Genomic DNA, 24,214 nt, shown 5'->3' on the forward strand with positions numbered 1-24,214 from the left:
GATTGATGACCAAGCCCGATGACAACACTCAGAAGCTGGCTCAGGCCCTCCGTGTCTCGCTGAAGGAGACCGAGCGGTTGCGCGCGCGCAACCGCAAGCTCGAATCGTCGCTGCGTGAGCCGATCGCGATCGTGGGCATGGCGTGCCGGTACCCGGGCGGCATCGGGTCGCCCGAGGACCTGTGGAACCTCGTCTCGGCGGGGGCCGACGCGACGTCGGAATTCCCGGTGAACCGCGGCTGGGACACCGAACGCCTCTACGACCTGACCGGCGAGACGCCGAACACCGCGTACACCCGCGAGGGCGGATTCCTCCACGCGGCAGGCGAATTCGATCCGGCGTTCTTCAACATCAGCCCCAACGAGGCCGCGCTGATGGACCCGCAGCAGTTCCTGCTGCTCGAGACCTCCTGGGAGGCGTTCGAGCGCGCGGGTGTCGATCCCGGTTCGCTGAAAGGCAGCCGGACCGGCGTCTGGGTCGGCATGATGTACCACGACTATCCCGCCAACGCGAACACGGGGTCGATTGCCTCCGGGCGTGTCTCGTATGTGTTCGGGCTGGAGGGTCCCTCGGTCACGGTCGACACCGCCTGCTCGTCGTCGCTGGTGGCCATGCATTCCGCCGCGGCTTCGCTGCGGTCGGGGGAGTGCGACCTGGCGCTGGCCGGCGGTGTGGCCGTGATGGCCACGCCGGAGACGCTGGTGGAGTTCAGCAGGCAGCGGGGTCTGTCGCCGGACGGCCGGTGCAAATCCTTCGCCGACGCGGCCGACGGTGTCGGCTGGTCCGAGGGCGCGGGCATGCTGGTGCTGGAGCGGCTGTCCGACGCGCAGCGCAACGGTCATCAGGTACTCGCCGTGCTGACCGGGTCGGCGGTCAACCAGGACGGCGCGTCGAACGGGCTGACCGCGCCGAACGGACCGTCGCAGCGGCGGGTCATTCGGCAGGCGTTGGCCAACGCGGGGGTGTCGCCGGGTGATGTCGATGTGGTGGAAGCCCACGGCACCGGGACGACGTTGGGCGATCCCATCGAGGCCCAGGCCCTGCTCGCCACGTATGGGCAAGAGCGCCAGGCGGATCGGCCGCTGTGGCTGGGGTCGCTGAAGTCCAACATCGGTCACGCGCAGGCGGCGGCCGGTGTCGGCGGGGTGATCAAGATGGTCATGGCGATGCGCCACGGCATGCTGCCCCGGACGTTGCACGTCGATCGGCCGAGCACCAAGGTGGACTGGTCCGAGGGCCAGGTGCGGCTGCTGACCGAGCCGGTGGTGTGGCCGGAGGTGGATCGGCCGCGGCGTGCGGGGGTGTCCTCGTTCGGGATCAGCGGCACGAACGCGCACGTCATCATCGAGCAGGCACCGGCGGTCGAAGCGGCGCAGGTGCCCGAGCCCGTGGCGGCTGGATTGCTGCCCTGGGTGGTGTCGGCGCGGAGCGCCGAGGCGCTGGCCGGGCAGGCCGAGCGCCTGGCTTCGCAAGTGGCCGAGCGGGATCTCCATCCGGTGGACGTCGGCTTCTCGCTGGCTTCCACACGTGCGGTGTTCGACCACCGCGCGGTCGTCCTTGGCGAGGATGCGGCCGGGCTGCTGGCGGGGGCACGGGCACTGAGCCGCACCGAATCCGCGCCGGGCGTGCTGACCGGACGGGTGGTTCCGGGGACGACGGGCCTGGTGTTCTCGGGTCAGGGCGCGCAGTGGGCCGGGATGGCGCTCGCGCTGCGCGCGGCCTGTCCCGTGTTCGCCGAGCACTTCGATGCGATCATCGCCGAGCTGGAACCGCTACTGGGGCAACCGGTTCCGCTGACCGCCGCCTTGTCGGACGCTGATCTGGTCGATCGCACGGTGTTCGCGCAGGCGGGGTTGTTCGCGTTCGAGGTGGCGCTGTTCCGGTTGCTCGAGTCGTGGGGTGTGCGGGCGGATGTCGTGGCCGGTCATTCGATCGGTGAGGTCGCGGCCGCGCATGTCGCCGGGGTGTTGTCGTTGCCGGATGCGTGTGTGCTGGTGGCGGCCCGTGGGCGGTTGATGCAGGCACTGCCCACGGGTGGGGCGATGGTGGCCGTCGGTGCTGCCGAAGCCGACGTTGTGCCGCTGCTGTCCGAAGGCGTCGCGATCGCGGCGGTGAACGGACCTGCCTCGGTGGTGCTGTCGGGTGTCGAAGGCGCGGTCCTCGCGGTGGTCGAGGCGTGCGTCGAGCGCGGCTGGCGGACCCATCGTTTGCGGGTGTCGCATGCCTTCCATTCGGCGTCGATGGAACCCATGCTGGCCGAGTTCGCTTCGGCCATCGAGGGTTTGACCTTCGGGCGGCCCGAGATTCCGTTGGTGTCGACGGTGACCGGCGCGCGTGTCGCGGCGGAGATGGCCGATCCTGCGTATTGGGTGAGGCAGGTTCGCGACACGGTCCGGTTCGCCGATGCCGTCGCCGCGATGGCGGAGCTGGGTGTGTCCCGATTCGCCGAGGTCGGCCCCGACGCGGTGCTTGCCCCGATGGTCGCCCAGACCGTCGGGGACGGGACGGCCGTCGCGGTGCCGGTGGCGCGTCGTGACCGGGCCGACGCGTCCAGCGTTCTCGTCGGCGTGGCCGAGCTGTTCGTGGCGGGCGCCGAGGTGAACTGGGCCGCCCTCCACGCCGGCGGCCGATGTGTCGACCTGCCCACCTACGCCTTCCAGCACCAGCGCTTCTGGCTGGACCCGAAGGACGCGCTGGCCATGTCGTGGCTGGGCGCCGAACTCGGCGGCGTCAGCTCGGTCGGGCTGGACATCGTGCGGCATCCGCTGCTCGGCGCGCTGGTGCCGCACCCCGACTCGGGCGGTGTGAGTTTCACCGGCCGGTGGACCACCGACTCCGTCGAATGGCTGGCCGACCACAGCGTGCTCGGCACGGTCCTGCTGCCTGGCACCGGCTTCGTCGAGCTGGCGAGCTACGTCGGCGGCGTGCTCGGCTGCGCCGTGGTGGACGAGCTCGTCCTGCAGGCCCCGCTGATCCTGCCCGCCGAGGGCGGCGTCGCGGTCCAGGTCGTGGTGACCGCGGCCGACGAGGCGGGCCGCAGGCGGTTGAGCGTGCATTCGCGGCAGACCACGGAGAGCCCGTGGCTGCTGCACGCCGAAGGCGTCCTCGCGCCCGAGGACGTGATGGCGGACTTCGATCTCGCCGCGTGGCCACCCGCCGGCGCCGAGATCGTGCCCATCGACGGCGTCTACGACGAACTTCTCGACATCGGCTATGGCTACGGCCCGTTCTTCCAGGGCCTGCGGGCGGCGTGGCGGCGCGGTGACGAGTTGTTCGCCGAGGTCACGCTCCCGGACCCCGAGGACGGCAAGGGCTTCGGCATCCATCCGGCGCTGTTCGACGCGGCACTGCACGCCGGGATCGTGCACGGACTGCGCGGTGGCGTCGAGGGATTCCCGGCGCTGCCGTTCACCTGGAACCGGGTGGTCCTGCACGCGGCGGGCGTGAGCGCCGTGCGGGTGCGCATCGCGGTCGACGGCACCCGGTTCGCGCTCCAGCTGGCGGACGAGCAGGGCAGCCCCGTGTTGTCGGTGGGCGCCTTGGTGTCTCGGCCGGTGTCCGCCGATCGCCTGCGATCGGAGCAGGCCGCCGACGCCCTCTTCGGGGTGGAGTGGATCGCCGCCCCGGTGGCGGAGACCGGCGCGCCGGGCGGCGTCGCCGTGCTGAACGATGGTCTCGCGGCGCTGATCACCGAGCTGGACGCGGCCGAGGACGCCGCCGTTCCCGAGACAGTGCTGTGGGAGATCCCTACGCACGAGGGCGCGCCGCCGACGGCGGCCCGCCGCACCGCGATCGAGGTGCTCGACGCGCTGCGCGGCTGGCTGGCCGAACCTCGTTTCGCCGGTTCGCGTTTGGTGGTTGTGACGCGCCGTGCGGTGGCCGTCGCCGACGAGGAGTCGGTGGATTTGGCCCAGGCGCCGGTGTGGGGTCTGCTGCGCGCCGCGCAGGCCGAACATCCGGGCCGGTTCCAGCTTCTCGATGTGGACCGGGATCACGAGCGTGACGCCGTCGCGGCCGTGGCCGCGGGCACCGCGCCGGAACCCGAAGCCGCGCTGCGCGACGGCACCGTGCTGGTGCCGCGGTTGAGCAGGCACGCGCCGGGCACGAACCAGCTGCTGACCGAGCCGGGCACCGTGCTCGTCACCGGTGGAACGGGTGGACTCGGCGCGGTGATCGCCCGGCACCTGGTGGCCGAACACGGTGTCCGGCGGCTGCTGCTGACCTCGCGCCGTGGCATGGACGCCCCCGGCGCGGCCGAGCTGCGCGAGGAACTGGCCGAGCTCGGCGCGCACGTGACCATCGCCGCGTGCGATGTCTCGGATCGCTCCGCGCTGGTGGCACTGCTCGACGGGATCTCGGCCGACCATCCGCTGGTCGGTGTGGTGCACGCGGCGGGGACCGCGGACAACGGCCTGGTGGAATCGATCACGGCCGAGCGTCTCGATCGCGTGTTCGCGCCCAAGGTGGACGCGGCGTGGCATCTGCACGAGCTGACCAGGGATGCGCCGCTGTCGTTGTTCGTGTTGATCTCCTCCGCGGGTGGTTTGGTGCTGGCGGCGGGTCAGGCGAACTACGCCGCGGCGAATGTCTTCCTCGACGCGCTCGCCGCACACCGGCGGAACCTGGGACTCCCGGCGACCGCCATCGACTACGGGTTGTGGGCACGATCGTCCGGTCTGGGCTTCGACCTGTCGGAGGCCGAATTCGAACTGCTGCGCCGACAGGGCTTCCCACCGATCTCCGAGGCCGACGGCCTGGCGCTGTTCGACGCGGCGACGGCGACCGATTCGGCCCAGCTGGTGGCACTACGCGTCGACCGCGCGGTGCTCCGGACGCGCGGCGAGCTGGTCCCGGCGCTGGTCCGGGCGCTCGTGCCGAACCCGGTGCGCCGCGCCCAGCGCGGCGCGGCGGGTCAGGCTTTCGCCCGGACGCTGGCCGGGCTGTCGGAGTCCGACCGCGCCCGCGCGCTGCTCGACCTCGTGCGGTCGGTGGCCGCCGCGACCCTCGGACACGCATCGGCCGAGGCCGTCGAACCGAACCAGGCGTTCCAGCAGCTCGGCTTCGATTCACTGGGCGCGGTCGAGTTCCGCAACAAGCTGAACGCCGCCACGGGTCTGCAACTGCCCGCCACACTCGTCTTCGACCATCCCAACCCGCAGGCCGTCGCGGAGCTCATCGATGCCCAGCTCGCCGGCACGGTCCAGGATGTCGCGGTCACGGCCACCAGGGCGGCCGGCGACGACCCGATCGCGGTGGTCGCCATGAGCTGCCGCTACCCCGGTGGCGTCGCCTCGCCGGAGGACCTGTGGCGCCTGGTCGCCGAGGGCCGCGACAGCACGGGTGACCTGCCGTCGGACCGTGGCTGGGACATCGAGGGCATCTACGATCCGGAACCCGGCAAGGTGGGCAAGACCTACGCCAGGCGCGGCGGATTCCTGTACTCCGCCGCCGATTTCGACGCGGACTTCTTCGGGATCAGCCCGAACGAGGCACTGGTGATGGATCCGCAGCAGCGCACCCTGCTGGAGATCGCCTGGGAGGCGCTGGAACGCGCCGGTGTCGATCCCGCGGTGTTGCGCGGTAGTCCGACCGGTGTCTTCACCGGCGTGATGTACCACGACTACGCGATGGGGGCCGGCACCGGCAACAGCGTCGCGGGCAGCCTCGTGTCCGGCCGCATCGCCTACACACTGGGCCTGGAAGGCCCTGCGGTGTCGGTGGATACGGCGTGCTCGTCGTCGCTGGTGGCCCTGCATCTGGCGGCGCAGTCGCTGCGGTCGGGCGAGTGCGATCTGGCGCTGGCCGGTGGCGTCGCGGTGATGTCCACCCCGGAGATGCTCGTCGAGTTCAGCCGCCAGCGGGGCTTGTCACCGGACGGCCGGTGTAAGTCGTTCTCCGACACCGCCGATGGCGTCGGCTGGTCCGAGGGCGCGGGCATGCTGGTGCTGGAACGGCTCTCCGACGCCCGACGCCACGGCCACGAGGTGCTCGCGGTGCTCGCGGGCTCGGCGGTGAACCAGGACGGCGCGTCGAACGGTTTCGCCGCGCCGAACGGGCCCTCGCAACAGCGGGTGATCCGGCAGGCCCTGGCCAACGCCCACGTGTCGCCGACCGAGGTCGACGTGGTGGAGGCCCACGGCACGGGAACGACGCTGGGCGATCCGATCGAGGCGCAGGCGCTGCTGGCGACCTACGGTCAGGGGCGTGCCGAGGACCGGCCGCTGTGGCTGGGCTCGCTGAAATCCAATATCGGTCACGCGCAGGCGGCGGCCGGTGTCGGTGGCGTGATCAAGATGATCATGGCGATGCGGCACGGGGTGCTGCCCAAGACGCTGCACGCGGATCAGCCGAGCACGAAGGTCGATTGGTCCGAGGGGCATGCCCGCCTGCTCACCGAGCCGGTGGCGTGGCCGGAGGTGGATCGGCCGCGGCGGGCGGGGGTGTCCTCCTTCGGTCTCAGCGGCACCAACGCGCACGTGATTCTCGAACAGGCGCCCGCGGCGGACCCGGCTCCGGCGAGCACGACCCCGCCCGCGGGCGGGGTGCTGTCCTGGGTGGTCTCGGCGCGGAACGACGAGGCACTGGCCGGGCAGGCCCGGCGGCTGGCCGCCCACCTGGGCGACCACGACGCCGCCGACATCGGCTACTCCCTCGCGGCCTCCCGCGTCGTGTTCGAGCATCGGGCCGTGGTCTTCGGCACGGAAAGCGAGCCCCTGCGGGCCGGAATCCAGGCGCTCGGGCGCGGCGAGACGACGCCGGGCGTGGTGTCCGGGCGCGTCGTGTCGGGGTCGACGGGCGTGGTGTTCTCGGGTCAGGGCGCGCAGTGGGCCGGCATGGCCGACCGGCTCCGCGCCGAGCACCCAGTGTTCGCCGAGGTGTTCGACGGTATCGTCGCCCAACTGGATCCGATGCTCGGGCAACCGGATTCGTTGGCCGATGCCTTGGTGGACGGTGATCTGGTCGATCGGACCGGGTTCGCGCAGGCGGGGTTGTTCGCTTTCGAGGTGGCCATGTTCCGGTTGCTCGAATCGTGGGGTGTGCGGGCGGATGTCGTGGCCGGTCATTCGATCGGTGAGGTCGCCGCCGCCCACGTCGCGGGAGTGTTGTCCCTGCCGGACGCGTGTGTGCTGGTGGCTGCGCGCGGCCGGTTGATGCAGGCGCTGCCTGCTGGTGGGGCGATGGTGGCCGTCGGTGCCGCCGAGGCCGATGTCGTTCCGCTGCTGTCCGGGGAGGTGTCGATCGCGGCGGTGAACGGACCCACCTCGGTGGTGCTGTCGGGTGTCGAGAGCGCGGTTCTCGCGATGGTCGAGGCATGCGCTGAACGGGGCTGGCGGACCCATCGTTTGCGGGTGTCGCATGCCTTCCACTCGGCATTGATGGAACCGATGCTCACCGAATTCGCCTCGGCGATCGAAGGAATGACTTTCGGGCGGCCCACCATTCCACTGGTGTCGACGGTGACCGGTCGTCCGATCACCGACGAGATGACCGATCCGGCGTACTGGGTGGGTCAGGTCCGCGACACGGTGCGCTTCGCCGACGCCGTCGCGGCGATGGCCGACCGGGGCGTTTCCCGGTTCGCCGAAGTCGGCCCGGACGCGGTGCTGACCCCGATGATCGCCCAGACCGTCGACGACGCGGCCGCGATCGCGGTGCCGTTGGCGCGTCGCGACCGTGCCGACGCGTCCTCCGTCCTGGGTGGCGTGGCCGGGCTGTTCGTAGCGGGCGCCGAGGTGAACTGGGCCGGGTTCTACGCCGGGACCGGGGCGCGGCGCGTCGACCTGCCCACCTACGCCTTCCAGCACCGGCGCTACTGGATTCCCGGCGGCGGAGCGGGCAGCACCGATGCCCGTTCGCTGGGGCTCGTCGCGACCGGACACCCGCTGGTGTCGGCGGTGGTGGCCCAGCCGGAATCCGACGTGGTCGCCGTCAGCGGCAGGCTGTCGGTGCAGACACAGTCGTGGCTGGCCGACCATCGCGTCATGGACACCGTGGTGTTCCCCGGCACCGGTCTCCTCGAACTCGCCCTGCACGCCGGCGAGCGGGTGGGCTGCCCGAGCCTGGACGAGCTGATTCTGCGTGCCCCGCTGGTGCTTCCGGAGACCGGCGGCGTCGCCGTGCGGATCGTCCTCGGCGGTGCGGACGAGGGCCGCCGTGGGGTGCGGATCTTCTCCCGTCCCGACGACGAGGCCGCGGCGGCGGCGCCCTGGACCCTGCACGCCGAAGGCGTCCTCGTTCCGGAACCGGCGGGCGCACCGGTCGATCTGACGCGGTGGCCGCCGGCCGGCGCCACCGCCGTCCCCGTCGAGGACCTCTACGACTCCCTCGACGGGCAGGGCTACCACTACGGTCCGGTGTTCCAGGCGCTGCGCGCGGTGTGGCGCGGAGCCGACGGGATCTATGCCGAGGTCGCGCTGCCCGAGCAGGTACGTGACGACGCGATCGGTTTCGGTGTGCATCCGGCGCTGCTGGACGCGGCACTGCACGCGCTGCGCGCCACCGAAGACGCGCCGCCGGACGCCGGGTTGGCCTTGCCGTTCGAATGGTCGGGTGTCACGGTGCACGCGGCGGGAGCCGATGCGCTGCGAGTCCGGCTGACGCGGATCGGGGAGCGTGGCGTCGCGCTGGATCTGGCGGATTCGACCGGCGCCGCGGTGGCGACGGTGCGTCATCTGGCCTCCCGGCCGATCGATCCCGCCCAGCTCACCGCAGCGACCGCGCACTCGCGCATGTCCGCCTTCGAGGTCGGCTGGGCGCCGATGACGCTGCCCGACAACGAAATCGGCACGCCGGTGGCGTGGGCGGACCTCGACCCCACGCGCCAGCAGGTTCCGCCGGTAGTGGTCCTGGACTGCCCGTCGGGCAATGATCCCGCCGCCGTCCGCGCCGCGACCCACACCGTGCTCGCGGCACTGCAGACCTGGAGCGCCGAGCCGGCATTCGGCGATACGGTCCTGGTCGTCCGGACCGTCGGCGCCGTGTCGGTGGCCGGCGAGGACATCGCGAATCTGGCAGGGGCCGCGGTGGGCGGCCTGGTGCGTGCCGCGCAGACAGAGGGCGTGGGCCGAATCGTCTTGGTGGACACCGATTCCCCGCTCGACGAACGCCTCGGCGGCATTCTGGCGTCGGCGGAACCTCAGGTCGCGGTGCGCGACGGACAGGTGTACCGCGCCCGGCTCGGGCGAGTCGACGCCACTGGCGACCAGGCGTCCCCGGCCTTCGCACCGGACGACACCGTTCTGATCACCGGCGCGGGCGGCTACCTCGGCGGGCTGTTCGCCCGGCACCTGGTGACCGCCCACGGCGCGCGCCGCCTGCTCCTGCTCAGCAGGCGCGGCGCCGCGGGGCCCGGCGCCACCGAGCTGAGCGAAGAGCTGCGGCAGCTCGGCGCCGAGGTCGAGTTCGCCGGTTGCGATGTCGCCGACCGCGCCGCGCTCGCCCAGACCTTGGCCGCCGTCCCCGTCACGCACCCGATCACGGGTGTCTTCCATCTCGCCGGTGTGCTCGACGACGGTGCGATCGGGTCGCTGAACCCCGAGCGGATGGACGCGGTCCTGGCGCCGAAGGTCGACGCCGCGCTGCACTTGCACGAGCTGACCGCCGATCTGCCGGTGCGGGCATTCGTGCTGTTCAGCTCCGTCGCCGGCGTGTTCGGCGGACCCGGCCAGGGCAACTACGCCGCCGCCAACGCCTGCCTCGACGCGCTGGCCGCCCACCGCAGAGCCGCCGGGCTGCCCGGCACGTCGCTGGCCTGGGGTCTGTGGAGCACGGACGGAGGCATGGCCGCCGAACTCGACGACGTCGACCGGCGCCGGATGTCCCGGTCGGGCCTGCTGCCGCTGTCGGCGGAGCAAGGGCTCGCCCTGTTCGACACCGCGATCGGACTGGACACGGCGGCGCCGGTGCTGGCCCGCCTGGACCTGGACGCCCTGCGCGCCACGGGCGCCGACGCCCCCGCGTTGTTCGCCGCCCTTGTGCCGCAACGACGCCGAGCGGCCTCCGGCGCGTCCGCTGCCCTGCGTGCTCGCCTGGCTAGCGGATCCGACAGCGAGCGCGTCGACGTGCTGCTCGAGCTCGTGCGCGGCCAGATCGCCGCCGTGCTCGGGCACGAGAACACCAGCGCGGTGACCGCGGACCGGGCCTTCACCGAGCTCGGCTTCGACTCGATCTCCGCCGTCGAATTCCGCAACGCGCTCAAGGCCGCCACCGGACTCGCCCTGCCCGCGACCCTGGTGTTCGACTACCCGACGCCGCAGGCCCTGGCGCGGTACCTGGCCGACGAGTTCGCCGGGACGAGTCACGACGCCGAGGTCACCGCCGTCCGCGCGGTCGACGGCGACCCGATCGCCGTGGTCGGCATGGCCTGCCGCTATCCCGGCGGAGTGAGGTCACCGGAAGATCTCTGGGAACTCGTCCACGCGGGCCGCGACGCGGTCTCGACGTTCCCGGCCGACCGTGGCTGGGACCTGGACGGTCTCTACGATCCGGAGCCCGGCCGCGCGGGCAAGTCCTACACCCGCGAGGGCGGATTCCTGCACACGGCCGCCGAATTCGACGCGGACTTCTTCGGAATCGGTCCCAACGAAGCCGTGATGACCGATCCGCAGCAGCGGCAACTGCTCGAAACCACCTGGGAGGCGCTCGAGCGCGCCGGGGTCGACCCGGCGGTGCTGCGCGGAACCTCGACCGGTGTCTTCACCGGCGTCATGTACCACGATTACGCCCAGGGGACCGGCAACAGCGCGGCGGGCAGCCTCGTCTCCGGTCGCATCGCCTACACCCTCGGCCTGGAAGGCCCCGCGGTGTCGGTGGATACGGCATGCTCGTCCTCGCTGGTGACGATGCATCTGGCGGCCCAATCGCTGCGGTCGGGGGAATGCGACCTCGCGCTGGCCGGCGGCGTGACGGTGATGGCCACACCGGAGACGCTGGTGGAATTCAGCAGGCAGCGGGGTCTGTCGCCGGACGGCCGGTGCAAGTCCTTCGCGGATGCCGCCGACGGTGTCGGCTGGTCCGAGGGCGCGGGCATGCTGGTCCTGGAGCGACTCTCCGACGCGCGTCGCCACGGCCACGAGGTCCTCGCGGTGCTCGCCGGGTCGGCGGTGAACCAGGACGGCGCGTCGAACGGCTTGACCGCGCCGAACGGACCGTCGCAACGACGCGTGATCCGGCAGGCCCTCGCGAACGCGGGGGTGTCGCCCGCCGAGGTCGATGTGGTCGAAGCCCACGGCACGGGAACGACGCTGGGCGATCCGATCGAGGCCCAGGCCCTGCTCGCGACCTACGGGCAAGGACGCGCCGTGGACCGGCCGTTGTGGCTGGGCTCGCTGAAGTCCAACATCGGTCACGCGCAGGCGGCGGCCGGTGTCGGTGGGGTGATCAAGATGGTCATGGCGATGCGCCACGGACTGTTGCCGAGGACGCTGCACGTCGACGCGCCGAGCACCAAGGTCGATTGGTCCGAAGGCCACCTCCGCTTGCTGACCGAGCCCGTGGCGTGGCCGGTGGTGGATCGGCCGCGGCGGGCGGGGGTGTCCTCGTTCGGGATCAGCGGCACCAACGCGCACGTCATCATCGAGCAGGCCCCGAGCACGGACCGGGCGCAGGCACCGCTGACCCGGAACGTGCCCGAGGTACTGCCGTGGGTGATCTCGGCGCGCGGCGGCGAAGCTCTCGCCGGCCAGGCGGAACGTCTCGCGGCGCGAGTGGGCGACCGGGATCCGCTCGATGTCGGCTACTCGCTCGCGGCGACCCGGAGCGCGTTCGAGCACCGGGCGGTGGTCGTGGCCGAGGATCGCGACAGCTTGCTCGCAGCCGTGCGGGCACTGGCCGGGGGAGTGCCGGACCCCCGCGTGGTGTCCGGGCGCGCGACCCCCGGCGCGACGGGCGTGGTGTTCTCGGGGCAGGGCGCGCAGTGGGCCGGGATGGCCGACGAGCTGCGCTCCGCCTACCCGGTGTTCGCCGAGCACTTCGACGCGATCGTGGCGACGCTGGATCCGGCACTGGGACAGCGGGTTTCGCTGACCGAGGCGTTGGCCGGTGATCCGGTCGACCAGACGGTCTTCGCGCAGGCCGGTCTGTTCGCGTACGAGGTGGCCCTGTTCCGGCTGCTCGAATCCTGGGGCGTGCGTGCGGATGTCGTCGCCGGCCATTCGATCGGTGAGGTCGCCGCCGCGCATGTGGCCGGGGTGTTGTCGCTGGCGGACGCGTGTGTGCTGGTGGCGGCGCGTGGCCGGTTGATGCAGGCGCTGCCCGCTGGTGGTGCGATGGTGGCCGTCGGTGCGCCGGAGGCCGAGGTACTCCCGCTGCTGTCCGGAGCACTGTCGGTCGCGGCGGTGAACGGGCCGTCGTCGGTGGTGCTGTCCGGCGTCGAGGACGCGGTGGACGCCGTCACCGAGATGTGTGCCGAACGTGGTTGGCGGACACACCGATTGCGGGTGTCGCACGCTTTCCATTCCGCGTCGATGGCACCCATGCTCGCCGAGTTCGCTTCGGCCATCGAGGGGGTGACCTTCGGGCGCCCCACGATTCCGCTGGTGTCGACCGCGACGGGCGCCCGGGTCACCGAGGAGATGACGGACCCCGCGTACTGGGTACGCCAGGTCCGCGACACCGTGCGCTTCGCCGACGCGGTCGCCGCGATGGCCGACACGGGCGTGTCCCGGTTCGTCGAGGTCGGCCCCGACGCGGTGCTGACCCCGATGATCGCCCAGACGCTCGACACCGCCAACGCCGTCGCGCTGAGCAGGAGGAACAGCGCGGACCCGGCGACCCTGCTGACCGGCCTGGCCCGTGCCTACGTCACGGGGGCGACGGTGAACTGGTCCAGCTACTACGCGGGCACCGGAGCCGAGAAGGTCGATCTGCCGACCTACAGCTTCCAGCACCGCCACTTCTGGACGACCGGCCCGCGCCACACCGGCGAGCCCACCGCGCTCGGGCTGCGGTCCAGCGAGCACCCCATGCTGGGCGCCTGGGTAACGCAACCGGAGAGCGGCGGCGTCCGGTTCACCGGTCGCCTGTCCGCGGCCACCCACCCCTGGCTGACCGAGCACGACGTACTCGGCACCGTCCTGCTGCCGGGCACCGGATTCGTCGAACTTGCCCTGCACGCCGGAAACCAGGTCGACTGCCCGGAACTGGCGGAACTCACGCTGCTGGCGCCGCTGGTGTTCCAGGGGCACGGCGGGGTGCACATCCAGGTGGTCGTCGGCGACGGTGACGAGACCGGTCGCCGACGGCTCGACGTCTACTCGCGCACCGACGCCGACGATCCGGCGGACCCGTGGCACCACCACGCGACCGGCGCTGTCGGTCCGCCCGGCGGCACGACCGAACCGCAGGACTGGAACGACTTCGCCCACTGGCCACCGGCCGGTGCGACGGAGGTGACCGTGGACGGCGCGTACGACGCGCTCGCCGGCAACGGATACCACTACGGCCCCGCGTTCCAAGGGCTGGTCGCGCTGTGGCGGCGCGGCGAGGACCTCTTCGCCGAGGTCGCGCTCCCCGAGGACACCGCCACCCAGGGCTACGGCGTCCATCCGGCGCTGCTCGACGCGGCCATGCACGCGCTGCCCCTCGGGCTCGCAGCGAACGCGGACGAGGAGGACCGGCCGACCCTCGTTCCGTTCGCCTGGTCGTCGGTGCGGCTGCACGCCGACGGCGCCCGCCGCGTACGGGTCCGGCTGACCGTGCCGAACTCGGAGACGATCACCCTGACCATGGCGGATTCCGTGGGCGCACCGTTGCTTTCGGTCCAGTCTCTGGCCCTGCGGCCGCTGTCGCGCGAACTGCTCGCGACCGCGGCCCGGACGCGGGACGGCCTCTACGAGCTCACCTGGCACCCCGGCCCGGCACCGCGCTCGGACACGGAGATCTCCTGGGCCGAATGGGGCGCGGCCGAGCCGGCCGCGGTGCTCCTGTTCCGGCCGCCGGTCGACGGTGCGCAGATGCCCACCCGGTTGCGCACCGCTCTGCATCGCACGCTCGCTGCCCTCCAGCAGTTCACGAGCGATGATCGGTACGCCGCAAGCACTTTGGCCGTCGTCACCGACAGTGCCGACGATCCGGCCGCGGCCGCCGTGTGGGGTCTGGTCCGTGCGGCGCAGGCCGAGCACCCGGGGCGGATCGTGCTCGTCGAAGCCGCAGCGGCGACCGTGCCCGAGCACCTGGCGGCCGTAGCGCTCACGGGGGAACCGGAACTGGCAGTCCACGGCGAGGGGACGCGGGTGCCGCGGCTCGTCCGGGCTGCGGCACCCGCCGCGGAGCAGCCGGCCCCCTGGGACCCCGAACGGACGGTGTTGGTCACCGGCGGCACCGGGGGAATCGGCCGGCGCCTCGTCGAGCACCTGGTGCGCGAGCACGGGGTACGGCATCTGCTGGTGGCGGGCCGACGTGGCCCGGACGCCGCGGCGGATCTCCTCGCGGAACTCGGCGCGCTCGACGTCGAGATCCGGGTCGCGGCCTGCGATGTCGGCGACCGCGCCGCCCTGCGCGAGCTGCTGGACTCCATCCCGGCGAGTCATCCGCTGGGCGCGGTCGTCCATGTGGCGGGCGTCGCCCACAACGGGCTCGTCGACACCTTGACCCCGGACCAGGTCGACTACTCCCTCGGAGCGAAGGCCGATGCCGCCTGGCATCTGCACGAACTCACCAGGGACGCCGGGCTGTCCGCCTTCGTACTGATCTCCTCGGCGGCGGGCTCGATCCTGCCCGCCGGTCAGGGCGGTTACGCGGCGGCCAACCAGTTCCTCGACGCGCTGGCGATCCACCGGCACGCCGAAGGGCTGCCCGCGACCTCGCTCGCTTATGGACTCTGGGACATCGCCACCGGGCTCTCGCAGTGGCTCAGCCAGGCCGACCGGCAGCGCATGCGCCGCCAGGGGCTGCCGCCGCTGACCGCGGACAAGGCGCTCGAATTGTTCGACGCGGCAGTGTCTTCGGGGCGTCCGGTACAGGTGCCGGTCGAGATCGACCTGGCCGCGCTGCGCACCAGGGAGACCGTGCCCGCGCTGCTGCGCGAGCTGGCCGGCCGGACCGGACGGCGCCAGCGTGCCCGAGCACAGGACGCGGGGGCGGTGCGCAGGCGACTGGCACAGCTCTCGGAGACCGAGCAGGAACAGTGGCTGCGAACGCACATCCTCGAGACCGCCGCCGGACTGCTCGGGCACGAGAGCGCCGACGCGCTGGACCCCGAGCGGGACTTCCTCGAATCGGGATTCGACTCCCTGGCCGCCATGGAGTTGCGGACCACCCTCAACGCCACCACGGGGCTGACCCTGCCGACGGCCGCGGTCTTCGACCACAAGACGCCGGCGGCCCTGGCCCGGTATCTGCGGCTGGAACTCGCCGGCGCCGCCGGTGACGGCGGGGCGACCAGCGGGGAGGACGACTCCCTGTACGGGATGTTCCGTGGCGCGGTGGCCTCCGGTAAGGCGGACAAGGGCTTCGCGGTGTTGCGGGCGGCGGCCGAGCTGCGTGAGCAGTTCTCCTCGGCCGACGAGCTGGACCGGTTGCCGGCGCCCACCCGGCTCACCACCGGCGCGGGCCTACCGCGCGTCATCTGCCTGGCGCCGCCGCTGGCCACCGGCGGCGCGCACCAGTACGCGCGCATCGCCTCGCACCTGCGTGCCGACCGTGAGGTCGTGGCCCTGGCACCGATCGGGTGTCGCACGGGCGAGCCCCTGCCCGCGACGCCGGCGGCCGCCGCGGCCGCGGTGGCGCGCTCCGTCGTCGCGGCGGCCCAGGGCGAACCGTTCGTCCTGGCCGGATACTCCTCGGGCGGCCTGCTGGCCTACCTCGTCACCGAGCATCTGGAAGCAGCCGGCGGACCGACGCCCGAGGCGGTGGTCATGATCGACACCTACACGGTGAACGACGACGCCGAATGGCTGCTCCGGGCGATGTTCGAACACATGGTCTCGGCCGAGGCCACGTTCGGGCGCTTCGACCAGGCGCGGCTGACCGGCATGGGCCGCTACGTCCAGTTGCTGAAGGAGAGGGTGCCCGGCTCCGTCGCCACGCCCACGTTGTTCCTCCAGTGCGCCCAGAACTTCCTGGGCGGCGCGTCGGATCGCGGGGCCTGGCAGGCCCGACCGTGGGATCCGGCGCACACCGTGGTGCCGGTCCAGGCCGACCACATCACTGTCCTGGAGGAGGGCTCGGCCGACGTCGCCGCCGCGATCGAGGAGTGGCTCGGGCGCTAGCGGCAGCGACCGGGTGGGCACCGCGCCCACCCGGTCGTGCCCGCTAGACCGACAGCGCCCGTGCGCAGTGCTCGCGGATCAGCTGCGCGACGGCCTCGCCGTTCGCGTCGATGAAGAAGTGGCCGCCGGGAAACGTTGTCGTGGAGAAGCTTCCGGAGGTGTGCGCGCCCCAGCCCGTGAGCTGGGCGGAACTCACATCCGGATCGCGATCGCCGGCCAGCGCGACGAGCGGGCTGTCGACCCGCGCGTCCGGCTCGCACTCGTAGGTCTCGATGGCGCGGTAGTCGTTGCGGACCACAGCCAGGATCAGCTCCCGGAATTCGGGCTCGGCCAACAGCGCTGCCGGCGTCCCGCCGAACTGCAGCAGGTGATCACACAGCGCTCGATCGCTGAGCTGATGCATGCGCAGCGCGGGGAGCGCCGCCGAGGGCGCGCGCCGGCCGGAGGCGAACAGAACCCGCGCGCTCACTCCCAGGTCGCGCTCGAGCCGCCTGCACGCCTCGAAGGCGACGACAGAGCCCATGCTGTGCCCGAACACCGAGAAATCCCCCGCGCTCGCGGCGGCATCCTTCAGATCGGGGAGAAGGCCGTCGACGAGGTCGGGAATGGTGCCCACCAGCGGCTCCTGCCGCCGGTCCTGGCGCCCCGGATACTGGACGGCGAGGACGTCGTAGTCGGCGCCGAGAGACTTGGCCAGGGGGCCGAAGGAGAGTGCGGAGCCACCGGCGTGCGGAAAACAGAACACCGTGTGGGCCCCGTCGCGCGGGGTGGGGGACAGGCGACGTAGCCAGCTGTTGCCCATGGGGCGCAAAGCCTTTCGTTGGAAGAGAACAGAGCTCGTGAATCAGCGGCTGGCCGCGGCGTGGCTGAGCCGCACCACCGAACTCCACGGCTTCCACGTGCTGCGCAGCGGCTTGCGGGGATCCGGCTGCGGGAACAGCGTCACCGGCTTCATGAACCAGGGCAGCCGGTGGAACCGGTGCGCGGCCGCGACCAGCACCTCCACGTCGTCGGCGGCCCAGCCCAGGTCGGCGAAGAAGCGCAGCGGATCGACCGGACCGAAATGCCACGGCGCGTTGGCGAGCAGGTCGGAGGTGGCCTTGTTCATCCGCCGCACCAGCGCCTGGTTGTTGACATCGAGTGTCCACCAGCCGATTTCGGGGCGAGCCAAGGCGGCGGCCAAGCCGCTGACATTGTCTTCGGTGAGGTAGTAGACCAGGCCCTCGGTGAGCACGAGCGCGCGCTGCGCCCCGGCGAGCGCTTCGTCGAGAAACGCGTCGCGGGCCGCGGGATCGGCCAGATCCACGGCCGTGCGGGTCAGTGCGCAGCGGGGCGACTCCCCGGCCAGCAGTTCGTTCTTCTCCGCGACCAAGGCCGGGAGATCGCCTTCCACCCAGGGGAATTCGGCGGGCAGATCCAGCCGGTACGGTCGGGTGTCCATGCCGGCGGCCAGGTTGAGCACCCGGTCGCAGCCCTGCTCGACGGACTTCGTGATCAGGTCGTCGATGAGTTTGGTGCGGGTGACCAGATTCCAGCCGTTGTGCATCAGGCGAGGCGTACCGGCGGCGATGGCGCGGCCCCGCTCGCCGGCGACCCGGTCGGCGAGCGGATCGTGGAAAAGTGCGTCGGGACGGGCAGATTCGACCGCGCGGAAGGCAGCCACCCAGCGGGCGGTGTCGGAAACGTTCGAAACAAGATCAACGGTCTCGGCCATCAGTGCAGTCTCGCACAGCGTGGGAAACGATGCCCGTCGGTCCGGTTCGGCGCGGTCCGAGTGCGGGCGGGAGACCGGCTGCGTCTCGAAAGCTGCTGTGGCAGAGCCTGTGCCGACGTGCCGAAAGGAGTCGCCGGTCCTGACGGTGTCCGGCGATCTCGCATGGCTGCGTTTGCTGACGCGGTATCGACGACGACAGCAAACCGGCGGCGGCGCGGCGCAGCGAGATCGCCTGGCGACCGATCCGGGCCGACGTCGTGCCGTCGAACGATGGTCGCGGCCACCCCTTGTCGGGCTCGGCAAACATTGCCGGAGGTTTGCGGATATCGAGATTTTCGGAGTGCGGGCAGATCCGGGCGGCGGGTCGGCGCCGAACACGAGACGAGCGGAACAGCTCCGGCCGCGTACGCACCCGGAGTCGTCACCGTCCGGACAGCTGGACACCGAAACCTCGAGGATTCCGATGGTCACCGACGCGCACCCCGTCACCGCCGCTACGACCGACGCTCCGTCCGCGGAACCGCAGGGTGAGGAGCGCGACGAACCCCCACCCTGGACCGCGCCCGCCCTGTTGCTGTCGATCCTGATGCTCGGGGCCGACCTGGTCGCCCTGATCCCCCTCGGCGAATGGATGACCGACTACGGCATCATCCCCGTCTGCACCGCGTACCTGCTGCACGTGCTGTTCACCATCGCACTGGCGGCGTGGACGGTGATCCGGCTGCCCGCCCGGTACCTCGACATCGACGTCGCCGACTGAGCGAGGCCGATCTCGTGCCGGATCCCGGCCTACTCGTCACCCGCGGGAGACAGCTGTTCGGCGCGCACCACGCGGATCACCGGAGCGTGGCGCAGGCTGCGGCCGACGACGCAGTACCGCTCGGTGAGCTCGGCGAGTTTCGTGAAGGCCGCGGGGTCCACGTCGGTCGAGGTGGTGACGGTGATCGTCACCGTGATCGGCGAGACGCCGACCTCGGCCGTGCGGTCGATGCCGAGGGTGCCGGTGGCGTCGAAGGACCCGAGCGCCACCACCTCGGCGCCGGTGATCGGCAGCGCCATCGCGGTGGCGACGCTGCGGCAGGTCACGCCGGCGCAGGCCGCCAGCGCCTCGAGCAACATGTCGCCCGAGCAGGCGGCGGAACCGTCGCCGCCGGTGGCCGGATGCAGACCCGCGCGCACCGGACCGGCGAACGTGCGCACCGTGCAGGTGATGCCGGGATCGGCGAAGGAGCCCACCCCGCGCAGCGGCGTGATCGCGGCGGCCGGATCGTCCCGGTAACGCTGCTTCACCGAAGCCTGCTGAGCTCTCAACTCCGCCGCAGTGGTCACCTCTGCAGCGTAGGCCGCCGCGCGGGTCCCGCACAGTCCCGTGCGCGTCGCCGACCGTTGAACACCGAGGGCACGCCTTGGTACCGTGAGATCGAGGTCGGGACCACCGTTCGGGCCGGTGCACCACACGGCCGCCCGAGCACGATCAAAGGGCGTTGCGATGCCGGTATTCATGGTGGAGCGGCAGTTCGCCGAACAGCTCGAGGTGGCCCCGGAGACCGCCGCGGAGATCAACCGGATCAACGACGAGTTCGGCGTGCGCTGGCTCAGTTCCTTCCTGTCCCTGGACAAACGCAAGACGTTCTGTCTCTACGAGGCCGACAACGTCGACGCGATCCGCGCCGCCGCGGTCCGGGCCGGCATCCCGGCCGACGCCATCATGGAACTGTCCGGCACGATCTCGCCGGACGGCGCCTTCGCGCCCGTGTCGGCGGCGGACGGGCTGGCCGCCGGCTAGAGCAGTCCGTGCTCGGCCGCGAAGATCGCGGCCCTGGTGCGATTGGGGGCGGCGGTCTTGATCAGGATGCTGCGCACATGATTGGCGGCGGTGTTGGCGCTGATGAACAAGCGCTCGCCGATCTCGCGGTTGGACAGCCCGTCGGCGACCAGCCGGAGCACCTCCACCTCACGATCGGTCAGGCCGTTCGGTAGACAGGAGCGCTCCACGCGCGGCGCCGGGTCCGCGTCCAGCTCCCGCAGGATGCGGCGATGCCCGATCCGCCGTGCCAGCGCGCGGGCCTCGGTGGCCAGGTCGACGGCGGCGGGGCCGGGCCCGGCGTCCGAGCGGCGGACCCGGTGCCGGTACCAGGCCGCCAAGGTCTCGGCCTGGTGGGTCACCGCGCCCATCCGGCGGTCCATCGCGAGCGCGCGTTCGAAATGCGTGTCGGCGCTCGGCAGACCGAGCACGGAGTCGAGCTCGGCGACATAGCGATCCGCGCTGCCGAACACCGCGACGCTGGCACCCGCCATCAGATTGGCCCCGGTGTACTCGGCCACCAGCGGGCGCAGGGTCGCCGCCACCGCGGTGTCGTCGAGCCGGACCGCGGCCTCCGCGGCGAAGGCCAGCACCCCCGCCCATTGCGCGCCGAACCGGTGATCGCCGAGCCGATCGCACAGGTGGGTCAGCAGCCGCTCGGCGGGCTGCCACATCTGCAGTTCCGTGTACAGGGCCAACAGGCCCGGCAGCCAGTGCTCGTCGAAGCTCTCCTGCCCGGTGATGAGCGAGCGAATCTGGTCGAGCCCGCCGGTGACCCGCCGGAGCATGAACTGCTGCACCCCCCACGAGCCCTCGGTGGCGCCGCCGAACTCGTGGGTGAACTGGTCGTCGAGCCAGTCGCTGATCCGCTCGGCGCCCGCGAAGTCACCGACCGCGAACCGGTGCGCGCAGCGCGAGCATCCGGAGACGTACCGGAAGAACGGCTGCCCCCTGGTCAGCGCCAGTTCGGTCAGATCGCGCTGCGCGCTGGTCCAGGTCGGCTCGTCACCGAGCAGGTAGGCGAACACCGCGCGGTGAAAGGCGGCCGGACCCCGGTAGTCGTCGTCGCCGAGGCGCGAGCCGAGTGCGTTGAGCTCGATGGCCCTGGCCAGCAGCTCGGGTGCCAGGTCGGGGCGGATGCCCTGCCACAGCGTGGTGCACAGGGCGTGCGCGAGCAGCTCGGGATCGCCGAGCGCCCTGGCCCGTGCCAGCGCGTCGTCCCCGATCCGGCGTGCCCGGGCGGCGTCGCCGGTGAACGACGCCGCCCGCCCCATGCTCGCGTGCGCGCGTACCGACAGTGGATCGTCGAGGTCGAGCGCCGCGGCCCGCAGCGCCTCGCTCAGCAGGGCCAGCGTGCGCCTGCCGCTCGCCGAGGGCCGCCACGAGGCGTTCTCGTGCCCGATCGCGGCGGTCAGCCGGACACGCGGGTCGCTGTCGGTGGCGAGTTCCTCGTAGAGCCGACGGGCGGTCGGGAAGTCGCCGCCGTGGAGGTGGCAGCGCGCCGCCGCCGAGAGGAGCTCCACCCTGGTCGGTCCGTGTCCGGCGTGCGCCTGCGCGGCGCGTTCGTAGAGCGCCGCCGCTTCGCGGTGGGCGATGCCCCGCTCGGCCTGACGAGCGGCGAGCACGAGGTAGTGGACCGCCTTGTCCGCGTAGCCGAGGGCACGGGCCCGGAAGAAGTGATGCGCCAGCGCCGCCACCCGCGTGGGATCGCGCTGTTCGATCGCCAGCGCCACCCGCGCGTGGGCGGCCGCGAGCTCACCCGCCGACATCCGGTCGAGCACGGCCTGGCGCGCCAGCGCGTGCGCGAAGCGGTACTCGCCGTCCGCGGCGCCGGTGACGAGCAGTCCGGCGCGCACGCCGAAGTCGATGCCCGCCAGGACCGTGGCCGAGTCGCGGCCGTCGGCGAGCAGTTCGGGGTCGACGGAATCCCCGGCGACCGCGGCCAATTCGATCACCCGCGCGTGCTCGACCTCGAAGGCCGCGAGCCGCCGGGCCAGCGCGTCCTGCACCGATCGCGGTGCGGCGCCACCGGATCGCACCGCGTCCAGGCCGCCGCGGGTCGCCAGGTCGTGCCAGTACTCCCGGAGGAAGAACGGATTGCCGCCGGTGTGATCACGTAGCACCGGCGCCGCCGAGCGCGCCGCCCCTGGCGGCACCCCGGCCGCCCGGACCAGGTACTCGGCCACCTCCTCGGTACTGAGCCCGACCAGGTCGATCCGAGCGACACCGTCGAGCCGGTGCAGATCGGCGAGGGCGAAGCCGACCGCGTCCGTGCGGTCGGGCGCGGTGGTCCGCAGGGTCGCCAGCACGAGCAGCCGCTCGCCGGCCGTGGACTCGACCAGGTGGGTCAGCATCGCCAGCGTCGGCTCCGACGCCCAGTGCAGATCCTCGAGCACCAGCACCAGGGCGGAGCGCTCGGCGATCGCCAGCAACACCCGCAGGAGGGCGTCGAAGAGGGCGGGCCGGGAGTCCCGGTCGTCCGGAACCGGTTGGGCCGACGGCCAATACCGCGACACATCGGGCGTGAGCCGCAGCAGCGGCGCGGCCGCCGCCGGCGCGATCGCGCGCAGCACGTCCGGCGGGGTCTGCTCGATCGCCTGCTCGAGGATCGCGACGAAGGGCCGGTAGGGGATGTCGAGATCCTGGCGGCACGCGCCGCCGAGCACCGTGGCGCCGTGCGCGCGCAGTGCGGCGGCCGCCTCGGTCACCAACCGGGTCTTGCCGACCCCCGGCTCGCCGCCCACGAACACGACCTGCCGCCGGTCGCCCTCGACCGCGGCCCAGACGGCCTCGAGCCGCGCGACCTCCGCACGGCGGCCGACGAAGGTCGTGCCGCTGCTCGGCGTCGCCGATGTCGTCACTTCTCGACCATAGCCGGATTCGTCGACCACCGAGATAGTCCGATCTGACCCCCTGTCACCTGCGCCGATTCGATCAGAACAGGTCAGGCGCGCGGCGCCGGCGCTCCGTAGCGTCCCAGGTGACGCAGCCAGACGAGGACACCAGGGAGCAGAGATGAACGGCACACCGGCACTGACCATGCTCGAAGCGGTCCGCGGGGAGGTGATCACGGCGCGCTCACCCGGCTACGACCAGGCCCGCGCGGTCTACAACGGGATGATCGACCGCACCCCGCTCGCCGTCGTCGGCGCGGTCGACGTCGCCGACGTGCGCACCGCCGTCGGCGCCGCCAGGGAGAGCGGACTCGACCTCGCCGTCCGCGCCGGCGCGCACAGCGTGCCCGGCTTCGGCACCGTCGACGACGGCATCGTTCTGGACCTCGGCGCGATGAAAGGCATCCGCATCGATCCCGAGCGACGGATCGCCCGCGTCCAGGGCGGCTGCACCTGGGGCGACTTCGACCACGCCGCGCACACCTTCGGCCTCGCCACCACCGGCGGCATCATCTCGACCACGGGCGTGACCGGCCTGACCCTCGGCGGCGGCATCGGCTACCTCGCCCGCGCCCACGGGCTCTCCATCGACAACCTCCGTTCCGCCGACGTGGTCCTGGCCGACGGCACCTTCGTGACCGCGAGCGCGACCGAACACCCCGAACTGTTCTGGGCCCTGCGCGGAGGCGGCGGCAATTTCGGGGTGGTCACCGAGATGGAGTTCGACCTGCACCCGGTGGACACCATCTACGGCGGACCCCTGTTCTTCGAACTCGACGCCGCCGAAGAGCTGCTGCGGACCTACCGCGACTGGATCGCCGCGGCCCCCCGCGCCATGGGCGCCTTCCCTGCCTTCCAGATCGCCCCACCGCTGCCGTTCATCCCCGAGGACCGGGTCGGTGAGCCCTTCCTGCTCGTCGTCTCGTGCTTCAACGGCAGCGACGAGGAGGGCGAAGCGCTGCTCGCGCAGTTGCGCGCGGTCGCGGCGCCGGTCGCCGAGCACGTCGGCCGGATGCCCTACCCGGCCCTGAACAGCGCGTTCGACGGGCTGCTTCCCGCCGGCCTGCAGCACTACTGGAAGGCGGCGTTCCAGCCCGAGCTCACCGACGGCGCCCTCGCCGCCCATCTCGCGTTCGGTCCCCGGGTCCCCACCGTGCAGTCCACCATGCACCTCTATCCGATCGACGGCGCCGTGCACGACGTCGCGGTGGACGCCACCGCGTTCGCCTACCGCACCGCGAACTTCGCCCCCGTCATCGCCGGCATGTGGCCGGATCCACTCGACAACGAATCCCACACCAAGTGGGTGCGCGACTACTACGCGGCGCTCGAACCGCACACCGCCGACGGCGGCTACATCAACTTCATGGCCGCCGACGACCAGAACCGCATCCGCGCCAACTACGGCCCGAACTACGACCGCGTCGCGGCGATCAAGAAGACCTACGACCCCGCCAACCTCTTCCACCTCAACCAGAACATCGTCCCCGCCGGGTAGGCCCCCGTCGGGGAGGAGGCTGCCGGCGGTTGTCGCCGAAGCCGTCGCCTGCGCGTACCGGCAACCGCGGACGATCACGATCCGGGAGATCGTTGC

Annotated in this window: 8 protein-coding genes; 4 read left to right on the forward strand and 4 right to left on the reverse strand. The window is 72.1% G+C overall.

The annotated features are described in order from the left end of the window. Nucleotides 1-5 precede the first annotated feature (5 nt). The gene (locus DFR69_RS16365) at nt 6-16,208 is read left to right on the forward strand and encodes a type I polyketide synthase (RefSeq protein ID WP_110038429.1); all 16,203 of its coding nucleotides are present in this window, start codon (nt 6-8) and stop codon (nt 16,206-16,208) included. Nucleotides 16,209-16,251: 43 nt separating this feature from the next. Here DFR69_RS16365 and DFR69_RS16370 read toward each other — a convergent pair whose 3' ends face one another. Then, nucleotides 16,252-17,010, reverse strand: a complete 759-nt coding sequence (locus tag DFR69_RS16370) for a thioesterase II family protein (RefSeq protein WP_110038430.1) — start codon at nt 17,008-17,010, stop codon at nt 16,252-16,254. A gap of 42 nt (nt 17,011-17,052) precedes the next feature. Further along, a complete protein-coding gene (locus tag DFR69_RS16375; protein ID WP_110038431.1) occupies nt 17,053-17,922 on the reverse strand; it encodes a class I SAM-dependent methyltransferase in 870 nt (289 codons plus the stop codon). A 463-nt stretch (nt 17,923-18,385) separates the two neighbouring features. Here DFR69_RS16375 and DFR69_RS16380 point away from each other — a divergent pair, with 463 nt between their 5' ends. Next, nucleotides 18,386-18,682, forward strand: coding sequence for a hypothetical protein (locus DFR69_RS16380; RefSeq protein ID WP_110038432.1), 297 nt, complete (start codon nt 18,386-18,388; stop codon nt 18,680-18,682). A 29-nt stretch (nt 18,683-18,711) separates the two neighbouring features. Here DFR69_RS16380 and DFR69_RS16385 read toward each other — a convergent pair whose 3' ends face one another. Further along, a complete protein-coding gene (locus DFR69_RS16385) occupies nt 18,712-19,251 on the reverse strand; it encodes an OsmC family protein (protein ID WP_244198292.1) in 540 nt (179 codons plus the stop codon). A gap of 160 nt (nt 19,252-19,411) precedes the next feature. Between DFR69_RS16385 and DFR69_RS16390 the strand changes: the two genes are divergently transcribed. Continuing rightward, nucleotides 19,412-19,708, forward strand: coding sequence for a DUF4242 domain-containing protein (locus DFR69_RS16390; protein ID WP_110038434.1), 297 nt, complete (start codon nt 19,412-19,414; stop codon nt 19,706-19,708). Here the strand turns inward: DFR69_RS16390 and DFR69_RS35565 are convergent. Next, nucleotides 19,705-22,587: an ATP-binding protein gene (locus DFR69_RS35565; RefSeq protein ID WP_167456291.1), complete on the reverse strand. Its 2,883-nt coding sequence runs from the start codon at nt 22,585-22,587 to the stop codon at nt 19,705-19,707. The genes DFR69_RS16390 and DFR69_RS35565 overlap by 4 nt on opposite strands. A gap of 154 nt (nt 22,588-22,741) precedes the next feature. On the opposite strand from DFR69_RS35565, the gene DFR69_RS16400 reads away from it, so the two are divergent. Continuing rightward, complete coding sequence (locus DFR69_RS16400) at nt 22,742-24,118, forward strand: FAD-binding oxidoreductase (RefSeq protein ID WP_110038639.1); 1,377 nt, start codon at nt 22,742-22,744, stop codon at nt 24,116-24,118. The last annotated feature ends 96 nt before the right edge of the window (nt 24,119-24,214 follow it).

This window comes from Nocardia neocaledoniensis, assembly GCF_003182135.1.
GTDB classification, from domain to species: domain Bacteria; phylum Actinomycetota; class Actinomycetes; order Mycobacteriales; family Mycobacteriaceae; genus Nocardia; species Nocardia neocaledoniensis.